The following is a 12070-nucleotide window of genomic DNA, read 5'->3' as shown; positions in this document are numbered from 1 at the left end:
GATAAACCTTAGGTTATTTAACCCCGAATGATTCAAAGTCAAAAGAGCTAATTTCAGATATTAAGAATCGATCGTCCAAACTGACTGGAGGTAGAAGCTCAATATAATTATCGCTCTCAATGCCAAAATTAACATGCTCTTTGCTCACCCTCTTTCCGCCTTCATCTAGCTTATATAGCATACGTGAAGCTTTTGCATGTTTTAAATAGTTTGGCTTATCGATAAAGTAAGCCTGCTCTTTCTTATTGATAATAATCGCAGCATCAACGCTGAGCTGCGGCCTTGCACCACTCTTTTCATCAAGCTCCAGCGCGACCTCGATCAAAACTGTATTATCAGTAACAACTGGGTCAATTCTGATCACTTTCCCTATTACAGTATTACTTCGTATTCCTACATTGACGCCTTGACCAATAGCAACTTTATCAGCTTGCCCTTGCGGCACCTTGATCATCGCAACTAGATCTGAAGTACTCCCCACTAACGCAATATTTTGTCCAATGGAAAGGCGCTGCCCAACTTCAGCATTTAAAGCTTGTAGCACACCATCTTGACCTGCTCGAACTAACAATTGTCTCTGCTTCTGTTCTAGTGCTTTCAATTCAGCTTCCATGAAGGAGATATTCTTTTCCATGAAGCTCAATTCTTCCTTTTGCACCAAGGCCAACTGTTCTATTTTCTCAGCAGAAAACACCAGTCGCTGTTTGAGTTGCTCAGCTTGGAGTTCTGTTTGCTTATAATCCACAGAGGAAATAATTCCGTCTTTATAGAGGTTGGATTCTGCTACCTTCTTGAGCTTTATTTGTTGATACTGCATTTCAAGTTCAAGATTGCGCTCTTTTTCATCAAGCATTTCTCTTCTATGGTTATTAGCCATCTTCTGCTTTTCAGAGGCTAGCTTAAAAACATCTAACTTGGCTTTCTCCACTTGCCGCGAGAGTTCCGGACTCGACAACTCCATAATGATACTGTCAGCGTCAACTTTTGCGCCCGGCTTGAGTATGACTCGCTCAATGGTTGAGTCTACAGGAGCACTAACTTGCTGAAAGGTTCGAGATTGTAACACTCCATAACCTTTCACCTCCTGTATTAACTCACCACGCTTAACCTGACTTAAAATTGGATTCTCTATAGCCCTCTCGGAATTCACAGTTGAATATAAAAAGCACACCACTGCTATCAATAAAATCGTAGCAAAAGCCAGTTTATTATTGATATTGAATGACTTCTTTTTCTCTTTTTTTATATCCACGTTAAGCCTCCACAGTTAATGTACATAAGCTTTCATCTGTTTGCATCGCCGACTTTGTCTTTGTACTGATTGATTTTATCTTCCCCTCTTCCATCGTCACCACTCGATCCGCAATATCGAAATATCGATCATCATGGCTGATCACAATAATCGCTTTTCCTTCATTTTTGATAGCTGGTAAGATTTGAGTATAAAACAGCTCTTTAAAGTGAGGGTCTTGGTCTGCGGCCCATTCATCAAAAATATACAACTCTCTATTTTCAAGAAACGTCACCGCTAATGCCAAACGCTTTTTTTGACCATCAGATAACGATATTGTTGAGAAGACTTTATCCTTAATTGATACTTTATCGCCCAGTCCCAACTGGTTTAAGTAGCCCTCAAACTTTTTAAGTTGATCATCAGAATAATTCCCCAACAAGGTATCAAAAAGATAAAAGTCAGTAAAAATGGCACTAATGAATTGACGGCAACTATTTAAATTTTCATCATTGACTTGATTGCTCCCAAAAGATATTGACCCTTTTTCATAAGGATAATGAAGGGAAATAACTTTGCTCAGTGTGGACTTACCTGAGCCATTACCACCCACAATGAAGGTAATTTCATTTTTATGTATATCAAGATCAATCGGGCCTAACGCAAACCTATCAACACTTGAGCCATAACTGTATTCTAGGTTTCGTAACTTCAAGGTGTCCCAACTTTTCAGTGAGATGATTTCTTGACTCGCTTGCTCCTCTGGTAAGTTGTCAAATATATCGTTGATTGCTTTTAAAGATATATTTGCCATTGATATTTGCGGTAATGCATTAAGGAGTTTACTAACTGGAGATGCAATGAACAACAGCGCCATAATAACAGCACTTAGCCTTTCATTTGTGATAGGGTTATAACTAATAAAAACGAAAGCAACGAAGCCGATAACAAGAAAACTGATTAAATCACCGTAATTAATTGCACTCGTAATAATAACACTTCCTTTTTTATCGTTATTGAGCACCTCATATTCATGTTTTAGTAGAAACTTATCAAAAAAGTACTTCTGCTTATCATGATTCATCTTAAGCTCTTTCGTTCCATATAACAGGCTGCGAATTGCCACGTGCAACCTATCAATGTTGTTTCGACCTTTCTTAAAGTAAAGACTACCAATATACATAGGAAGTACATACGAAATAGAGCCAAAGATGATAGCCAATGTGGCATAAACAAAAACCGTCGTGTTTAAATAAAATAGATAGCCCAATATGAAAATCAGACTCACACTAGAGATGACTAGGTCGGGAAAGGTCTTCGCACCTTGCACTACACGGCTAACATCGGTGGTAATAGTGGCCATTAACTTTGCCGAGCCAACATTATCCAGTGAAGAAATTGGTGCTTTGATAATTCGGTTGTAAATATCAACTCTTTGCTGTGTTGTCATGTCCATACCAACCTGCACCAGAATTATTTGTGATACGGTCTTTAGCACCAAAATTGACAAGCAAGACATGAAGAAAAGAAATGCAAAACTATACCTACTAACATCAAAAAACCATACTCTCTTTACATCGTCAGAAACTATTGAAAGCCCAATACCCTCTACTGGAAGACTGTAAGTAAAAATGGGTAGCAACATGGCATACACCACGCCTGCCAGCGCTCCAAAAACAATGGATATGAACAACTTGTTAGGTGCAAAATCGGTAAACTTTTTAAATAAACTCATACTTCAATCACTTTTTTAGATTAATTATGGTTTCAGACACTTCTGTTGAGTCTCGACTAGAACGATGGAATTCAAGATTCAAAAAAGGCTCAACAACATCATCATACGCAGGACTAAATACAATGCCCGACTGCCCTGTAGAGTTCATATGCAGGTGCTTAATCTCACTTTCATTTATTTGGGTGATCTGTCTAAATGATGCGCCTGAAGACTGAATGTAACCTTCCGTTTCAACAAAATCAGCACTTGCCACGTTTACTGTATTCGGAGATCCGCCATTACCAACGCGGCGCTCAAAAATAGAATCCAGCATATTCATGTTACTAAATGGGACGTGTTGATAAACTACTTTGTGTACTTTCCCCCATTGCCACTGTTCCATATCGCTACCTAATAGCAGAGACAATTCATCGATTGCATCAGATAAGGAACTAGATAGCTCTTGCTGGCATCGAGAGGACTGCGATGCAGCACACCAATTATCTGTTTTTGAACTTATCATGCTTGCTAGCTGATCTGCGGAGGTGTTGTTAATAAAGTGGTCAAATACATTGGCTTGTGACGTGCGATGCCATGAAGCTTCTAATTGAGGAGCCAACACTTTTTGTTTCAAATGACGAAACCAACTAAAGTAAATAGCTGCCCCGACACTATCAGCTCCCATGTCTAAGTCCCAAGAACGAAGTATACTTACAGCTTGCTTGTGAACAACGCTATCGCCTTCATATTGAGTGAGCAATTGCACTAACTTCTGTGCACTTAAATCTAGAGTGTCTCCTTGAAAATCAATCATATCTTCTATTGTGAGTGGTGATGACTTTGATGCAATAAGTGCTTCGATCCGCTGTGCCCTGTAGGGTGGAGCCCAATCATGGGAGATAAAGTACGGGTATTCGGAACCCACTATTTTATTATTCGCAGAGACAATATACCCTTTTTCAGGGTTAAAACTCATGGGTAACTCACGGAAAGGAATATAGCCTTGCCATTGATTGGTTGAGTTCCATCCTGATAAAGGAAATTGTCCCTCTCCATTTTGACGTTGTGGAATTTTCCCAACCGCTTGATAACCAATATTATTATTTTTATCGGCATACAAAAAGTTTAGACTCGGACTACCAACCATAGCTAATGAGCTTCTAAACTGCTCCCAATTTTTGGCATAATTCAACTTAAGAAAACCGTCGAAGCTAGTATCATTTGCATCAAGCGCCGTCCACCGAAGTGAAATTACATTGTCTACGAAGTTAGTCGCATCTGAAATGATTGGCCCTCTTACTGTTGAGCGCACATCAATCTCAACTGGCTTAAATTCTGGATTTAGACTCGCTGGAAAAGCCTGCTTCACATAAATTTTTTCCCGTCTTACGTCAAATGCTTTCCACTCACCATTCTCTTTGTACATTTTGGCATCTGCGCCATTAATCTGCTCCAAAAATAGATCCTGAGTATCTGCCATCATATTTGTCACCCCCCAGGTGATATCATCATTGTGGCCAAATACAACGACAGGTAAACCAACTAAAGTCATTCCCTGCACATCCAGCTTACTTCCTTTCAAATGTGTGAAGTAGAAGGGGGCAGGAATTTGTAAGTTTAAGTGAGGATCATTTGCTAAAATCGGCCCAGTTCCTTCGGTAAAACGATCGGCGACAACCCATGCATTGCTACCTAAATATTTTCCCCCAACACCTATTTCTTCAAGTGCCGCTTTGGTCTGTATTAGCCCATCAGCTTGATTCAGTATTTCCTGATTAGACACAACCACAGGTGCATCGTTTGGATAATTTTCAATAATTGCTTGTGCTAATTTTGGTTCCAAAGTTTCAGTGGCAGTCATATTCACAACCTCACTCCACATCGTGCCTGATAAATTAAGGGACAACAGCTTCATGATCACCAACGAATCTTGAGGCTGCCATTCGGACATTGTGATATCAAGCAATTGAAATTCTGGCGGGAGTGCTATATCTGTCTTAATGTAGGCATTGATACCATTGGCATAAGCCTCTAGCACAGCGCGTGCCTCACTACTTAAATTATGCAAAGCTAATTCTGCTGCTTTATTAAGCCCAACGGTCCGCATCCATATATCTCGCTGTAATGCTTCGGCTCCCAAAACTTCACTTAACCGTCCTTGTGCCAGACGTCTTTGCAACTCTAATTGCCAGAGGCGGTCTCTTGCATGACTAAAGCCGAGTGCAAAAAGTGCGTCATAGTCAGATTTAGCATTTATTGTAATGTAACCTTGCTTATCTTTTATTATTTTTACAGGTTCTGTTATTCCTTCAGATAACCAGTAGGCTTCTTTAACATCAATATTCTTAAAGATGTAACTACCGGTTAAAAACAGCACCAATGCTGTAGGTAAAACAATTAGAAAATATATATTTCTTTTAAAAGGGTGCATACTTAAGTTTCTCTGATCCTGATACTGATAAATTACTGCCTATATCGCTTAGCCACCGTAGTGGTACTAAAGCCAAAGTAATTGCTCACTTGAAATAATGTCACTGGCTATCTGTTCAAACTTTTCGCTGCTGATAGACCCCATAGTAAAGTGAGCTTCTTGTTGTGATTGCCGCTTAAAGTATCTATACCTCAAAATAAGATACTCAAAACAGTCAATCAGATTTATTACTCTTGCAATGGACTCAACTTCAATATTGTCTAGGGGGTGCTGAGTATGGTACCCGCTCAGAAAATGCTTAGCATTTGCTTGATGGCACCGCTCCCTTTGCACTTTATTTAAGTCACTCATGCTTCCCACACTCGCCCGTATAGCCAACGCGACATCAATGATAAAGTGACAGAAGTGACAGCTATCAAAGTCGATTGCATATAGTTGGTTATTTGTTTTTATTAAGTTATTTACAGCTAAATCACCATGATTAAGTCCATAATTCTGACTATTCATTGGCAAATTACTCAGCCACTCTATTTCACTTTGAATAAATAACCTTAGTTCATCATCAATATCCACTGCACAATCATTGAGCAAGTTTTTCACATCGGTTACTACGCTCGCTTCCGTTGGCCTTTTGAATTGCTCAGGACTCATTGAACAACCAACCTTATGAATGCTGCCTAACAGTTCCCCCCACTGAAACAGAAGCTCACTATCAACGTCTGCTATCTCAACCTGTTCTCCAACTAACTTTACAAATGCACTTGCGATATAGCATGACTCATCCGCTTTGACGCAAACTTGCTCAAGTAAACGGTTAAACTTTGACTCTGCAGGCTGACAAGTTTTGACATTATGTGAAGCTAAATAATTTAGCACTTTCATTTCTGCATCGTATAGTGATGTCTGCTTCTTTTCGCTTGGCGTCAGACGAAGTACATAATCCTTATCATGCTGAGTAAAGGAGTAAATGAAGTTCTCAGACTGACTGATACAAACACTATCACCTACCCCCAGCCACATTTCATAAGCTTTTTGTACCACTTCTGTGCTTGGTATGTTCATCATACTCTTCTTCTCTCACACTTTGCTCTATCGAGGAAATTGAAAGAACATCTCATGTGTGAGACATTCTTATTTCAGCTTATATCTGTGATTATTCTCCCTTCAGCTTATATATAATTGAGCTGTCTAAGAGTCGTTTCAGTGGGTAACAGCATGCAAATAATGAAATTAGTATTATCATTAAGACTGATATCAGAAGCATCCCTATCGTCATTGAGTCAAACGAAATCATACTGTTAACCTCAGTGGTAAGCCAGAGAATGAAAAGACCCAGGCTACCCAAAGCTAAACCTACAAACACAGGTTGACTAGTGTCACCGATCATTAAGGTGTACAAATCTTTCTTTTTTGCACCAATCGCACGGCGAGTGCCAATCTCTAACTTTCGAAGTTGGAGGTTATAACTCAGTGTTCCATACAAGCCTATTGCGGCTAGAAATAATATCAATATCGTTAAGAGCCCTGAAGTCAACGCTGCTGTAATATCTCCGAAGAGCATTTTTGTATGCAACTCTGATAACATATCAAAGTTGAATACAGTGAACCGAGAATCTACCGCACTTACAATACTTGCAATTTGCGCACGACTCATCAGTTGTTCCGCTTTAAACTGAAGCATCAGGTAATAGCTAGACTGAGATTCAGGCATATATACTCTGGCGGTATTCGTATCACCAGAAGGAAGAAAGATAGGCTCTACAACGCCAACAACCTCTATTGGTGTACTTCCACGAGTGAAACGCTTGCCGATCACATCTTGGCTGCCGCCATACATTTCAGCAAAAGCTTCATTCACTATCATCACCTGAGCACCCGACTGAATATCTGAACTATCAAATAGGCGACCCGCAACAAGTGTTTGCTCTATCATTGCAAAATAGTTTTGGTCAACTTTTTTACCTAGCGGAGTTAGTCTTGCATTATTTTCAACATCTTTCATTGCCCAAGTACTAAACGGGTTAACAGGTGACTTTGCTTGGCTCACAGATGCAATCTGCGGTTGTGCTTCAAGTCTATCCCTTAATGCTCTCATGACTGCGACTGAGGCATCTTTACTGAGCGGCTCTGACGTCATGGTCTTTACTGATAGCTGAGCTTTGTTCTCTACATTAAATCCCTTATCTTTATAGATTGTTTCGATAGCAAGCTGAAATAAAGTGATATTGGCCAGAACTAAACTAGTCACCAACCCAACTTGGCTAATGATCAACAACTTTCTTTTTCTTTTAGATACCTGAACCCCAGTTCCTTTACCACTTGACTGTAACCCTTCTTTTAACTTTTTATAGTTAACGATACTAATCCCAACTTTGGCAAAAAATAATGCAAGGCTCAACGCAGAGACAACTGCAATAACGAAAGTAAATAGCGATAAGCTAAGTTCATTTGCTCTTGGCAATACTTCATTCAAATAGTGTCCCAACAACATAAAGCCAAAACTTGCTATAACTAAGGCTATCACCGTAGATATCCCTAAGAGAACACCAGACTCTGCGAACATTAGCTTGAATAGATCAGACTTTTTAGCTCCGATGGCTGCATGAATAGACAACACAGTTTGACGTTCAACTGTACGAGACATAAATAAATTAAGTAGGTTTACACATGAGATTAATACCAAACCAGTTACACCGCCTAGCAACAGTATCGCCATAACACTACTATCACCCATAATGACATCTTTAAGCGCAACTAAAGCAATTTCGATACTCCACCCGGTGGCTATCCCCTCCTGCTGCCAACGCGAGTCAACAAGCGCTGAAAGTTGTTGTTCTGCCAACTTCATATCAGTATTTGGCTTTATTGCACCCACAAAGAATAGCGCATCACTTACATTGCCCCAGTACTGTCTTTGCGCGTCCTCAAAAGAGTTGAAATCCCAAGGTAGCCATACTTGCGTTTCGTGGCCTGTTTTTAGCAATTGTGGCTCTTTAAAGTCCTTTGCAGCCACACCAATGATTCGATATTTAATGCCTGCTAACATTAAGGTTTTAGACAGAATCTCTGGATCACTACCAAATAGCCCTTGCCAAGTTTGATAGCTTATCACCGTTACTGGATTATAATTATTCAGTGCCTCTGTTTCGCTAAAACTCCGCCCCATATACATATTCATATCAAACATACCTGTAAATTCTGGGGTAACGGCCCCCGTATTTACCGTAGGTTGAGATGGAATTGATGAAATAACATTTTGTTTGTAAGCAATGATAGTCGCATTATCAAAGTAACTTTGGTTTTCGTATAAGTAGACTAGGCCTGGGTACGTAAACGCGTTTGCTCTTGGGCGTTTATCTGGATCTAGCAGCTTGTGCTCAGCAACAAACATATTTTGTTGCTCAGGGTAACTGAGAGGCTTAACCAGAAGTAGATAATTTAGCGTAGCGATACAGAGGAACGCACCGAGCGTGATCCCCATTGTCGTGATAACCGTAAACACAAAGCCAAGTCGATGTCTTAGACTCGTCACGGCATCTTTGATCAAGAGTAAACCATTTTTCACGCGACTTTCTCCGCTACTGCAGGGGCTGGTTGGATCACACCATCAAGTAGATACAATCTTCTTTTCGCCATATCAGCATAGCGAGGATCGTGAGTTACCATACAGATTGTAGTCCCTTTGTTATTTAGGTTAGCCAACAGTCCCATCACAAGATCACCACTTTTCGAATCTAGGTTACCAGTAGGCTCATCCACCAATAATATGGCAGGTTTTTTTACCAACGCGCGAGCGATTGCCACACGCTGCTGTTGACCACCTGACAAATAATTCGGCTTATGATTTACCCTGTGGCTCATATCTACCAGCGCAAGCACTTCGTTTACTCGCTGTTCCACAGCTTTACTATCTAGCTGGGCGTTGCCATAGCGCAAAGGAAGTGCAACATTATCAAAGACTGTCAATTCATCAATAAGATTAAAAGATTGAAAAATAAACCCAATTTTTTCGTTTCTAATTTCCGCTAACGCATCATCAGATAACCCTATTATATTTTCGCCTTCAATTAGGTATTCACCATCTGTTGCGGTGTCAAGCAGTCCTAAAATTGATAATAATGTTGATTTACCACACCCTGAAGGCCCTGATATTGAAACAAATTCACCTGGTTCAATAACGAGATCTACACCTCTTAGCGCATGTGTATCTACATCTTCCATTTCAAAGACTTTAGTAACTTTTTTTAGTGTTATCTTTGCATTACTCAAAATATTGACTCCCAATAAGGTGCATACATGTCAAACTTGACCAATTTAAAGCCCTAGTTAGTAGGCCCTAAATGCTACTGGCGATTTATTTTGTGTATGCATTAAAAACAGTATTATCAGCTGACCTGTAATACATGGCTCTGTTATTAAAAAGCCATCCTTCATACGGTGGCTATGATATTGAATTAACTACCTTCCTTTGATTCCAGTAAAAAAGACTCTATAGCTTGGCTTAACGAGTCAACAGACGGATCTCGCAATATACTAAAGTGATCGGCTACAACAGGGACAACTTGTAAACTCTCACAATGCGCTAACCACTTAGCTTCTTCACTCACTTGATCCACGTCGCTAGATAAAGCCTTCACCCATAGAGTGTGGCCTCGATAATTAGACAGCTGATATGCCATAGTAAGTGACTCAAGTGCCGATATTACCTTTATACGCTCATGCAAATCTGTGGCAGATACTGCCGATGAGAATATATTTTGTTCTATTCCTCGAGCCACAACCATTTCACATAAGACTTCAACCTCTGTTTCGAATACATTTGTAGGCAGTATCCCCAAGTCAACATTTAGCTCCAATACTAAAGAATGTAAGGCTCTATGCTGGGGTGATAGCTCAAAGTCTGTATGGCTTTTTATTGTCTCTGGTGTATAACTGTCGATTAACACCACTGACACATTCTGTTCTAATTGGGAAGCCATTTCAAGTGCTATCATGCCACCAATTGACCAACCAGCCAAGGAGAAGCAATTAATACCATGATTATTAAGAAGTTTATTATATTTTTCAGCTACCAAAGATAAACTTGCTTCATCTATTTCCGAGGTGCTAATCCCATACACTGAACCTTTTACGTTTAACTTAGATAATAACGGTGCATAACATGCCACTGACCCACCAACAGGGTGGATTAACACCAGCGCTGGTGCCTCTTTAGACCCCTCAGACAAAGTAATTAAGTGTACGTTACTCTCATCATGTCCTTTTATATTTTCTGATGCCAACACATCGACCAACTCTTTTGCTGTTGGGTTTTCAAATATATCTTTTAGTTTCAGATTACTACCAAACTTATTGTTGATTTCTCTTGTCAACATGGGCACCAATAATGAGTGCCCTCCAAGGTGGAAGAAGTTAGTCGTCATATCTAATTGGTTTGGCGCTTTGTCTAGCACTTTTGCAAACACGTTGATTAGATCTTGCTCCGCTTTAGAACTGGGAAGCTGAAAATTGCTCACGCTAGGTGTGTGATAGCCAGCTAACAACTCAGCTTTATCTATTTTCCCATTAGCATTTAGCGGCCATTCGGTAACAACCTCAAGGTATTGAGGCAGCATATAGTTTGGCATCACAGCTTTCAGCTTCTCTCTGATCCCATCCACGCTAATCTTAGCATCAGCTAGTTTGATAAAGGCGATGAGTTGTGGCCCATGAGGTTGATTTTCAGTTAATACCAAAGCTGACTCAACCTCTTCAAGTCCAATTAGATGGCTTTCAACTTCAGCTAGCTCTAATCTATATCCCCTAATCTTAACTTGCGAGTCCTTTCTCCCTAAGAACTCAATACACCCAGACTCGGAGTACTTCACTAGATCACCAGTACGATAGATCACACGGGAGCCGATTTGTTTATGCGGGTCATAGTATGGATTATTAATAAATACTTTTTGTGTCAACTCGGGTTTATTTAGATACCCGCGTGCTAAACCATCCCCGCCGATATACAACTCGCCAATATGGTGCTCAGAGCACAACTCCAGCTGCGCATTCAGTATGTATAATTGATTGTTTTTATTAGGCTTACCTATCGGTATAACCTCATTCACCAGATCAGCTGCTGAAGTAACATAAGTCGTAGCAGTAATTGTCGCTTCCGTAGGGCCATAAGTATTTACCAAGATCGTACTTTGTGGCATTTGCATGTAATGCCGCTTAACCGTCGAATGGGTAAGCTCCTCGCCACCAACAATAACCATTCGTAGCGTTGTTTCTTCAATTACTACTTCTTCAGTAAGTTGTTGCGCCCAAAATGCCGTTGGCAAACTAGCTATTGTTACGCCTTTTTCATCGCAAAATTGAGTAAATTGCGCCAGCCCCAACATGCAGTCTTCATTTCTAATCTCTAACCTTGCACCATGACAAAGCGCCCCGAAAAATTCTTCAATAAAGATATCGAACGAGGTGTTTGAAAACTGTAACACACAATCTGTGTACGAAATATTATAACTATGTGTGATATGATTTTGATAGTTCACAATAGCTTTATGCTCAATCATCACGCCTTTTGGCTGTCCTGTCGAGCCTGAGGTATAAATCACATACGCCAGATGTGATGCGCTCACACCAACCTCTTGTGGCCGAGTACGTGGATACGCATCACACAGGTGTGGCTCCCCTAAGGCAAATCCATCTAACC

General features: G+C 40.2%; 7 protein-coding genes. All 7 read right to left on the bottom strand.

Annotated elements, in window-relative coordinates; genetic code table 11:
* Positions 1 to 13 precede the first annotated feature (13 nt).
* Positions 14 to 1252 carry an HlyD family secretion protein gene (locus D9603_RS04675; protein WP_161972719.1) on the bottom strand — a complete coding sequence of 413 codons (1239 nt, stop codon included), beginning with the start codon at positions 1250 to 1252 and terminating at the stop codon, positions 14 to 16.
* 1 nt (position 1253) lies between these two features.
* A complete protein-coding gene (locus D9603_RS04670) occupies positions 1254 to 2966 on the bottom strand; it encodes a cyclic peptide export ABC transporter (protein ID WP_128730453.1) in 1713 nt (570 codons plus the stop codon).
* 7 nt (positions 2967 to 2973) lie between these two features.
* Complete coding sequence (locus D9603_RS04665) at positions 2974 to 5376, bottom strand: penicillin acylase family protein (RefSeq protein WP_128730452.1); 2403 nt, start codon at positions 5374 to 5376, stop codon at positions 2974 to 2976.
* Positions 5377 to 5442: 66 nt separating this feature from the next.
* Positions 5443 to 6441: a phosphotransferase gene (locus D9603_RS04660; protein ID WP_128730451.1), complete on the bottom strand. Its 999-nt coding sequence runs from the start codon at positions 6439 to 6441 to the stop codon at positions 5443 to 5445.
* A gap of 88 nt (positions 6442 to 6529) precedes the next feature.
* Complete coding sequence (locus tag D9603_RS04655; RefSeq protein WP_128730450.1) at positions 6530 to 8941, bottom strand: ABC transporter permease; 2412 nt, start codon at positions 8939 to 8941, stop codon at positions 6530 to 6532.
* A complete protein-coding gene (locus D9603_RS04650; protein ID WP_128730477.1) occupies positions 8938 to 9597 on the bottom strand; it encodes an ABC transporter ATP-binding protein in 660 nt (219 codons plus the stop codon). The genes D9603_RS04655 and D9603_RS04650 overlap by 4 nt, the downstream gene beginning before the upstream one ends.
* A gap of 233 nt (positions 9598 to 9830) precedes the next feature.
* Positions 9831 to 12070, bottom strand: a 2240-nt coding sequence (locus D9603_RS04645) for an amino acid adenylation domain-containing protein (protein WP_153188194.1), incomplete at its 5' end; no start/stop codon positions are given.

Origin of the sequence: Pseudoalteromonas sp. PS5, from assembly GCF_004103255.1 — a bacterium.
In the GTDB taxonomy this organism is placed as follows: Bacteria; Pseudomonadota; Gammaproteobacteria; order Enterobacterales; family Alteromonadaceae; genus Pseudoalteromonas; species Pseudoalteromonas peptidolytica.
The sequence above is the reverse complement of the archived record's forward strand: the minus strand, read 5'-3'. Positions and strand labels throughout refer to the sequence as shown.

What these genes read in the sequence shown, in the direction of transcription:
- D9603_RS04670 (WP_128730453.1), bottom strand. Translation starts at nt 2,966, where the DNA reads ATGAGTTTATTTAAAAAGTTTACCGATTTTGCACCTAACAAGTTGTTC.
- D9603_RS04650 (WP_128730477.1), bottom strand. Translation starts at nt 9,597, where the DNA reads ATGGAAGATGTAGATACACATGCGCTAAGAGGTGTAGATCTCGTTATT.
- D9603_RS04660 (WP_128730451.1), bottom strand. Translation starts at nt 6,441, where the DNA reads ATGATGAACATACCAAGCACAGAAGTGGTACAAAAAGCTTATGAAATG.
- D9603_RS04665 (WP_128730452.1), bottom strand. Translation starts at nt 5,376, where the DNA reads ATGCACCCTTTTAAAAGAAATATATATTTTCTAATTGTTTTACCTACA.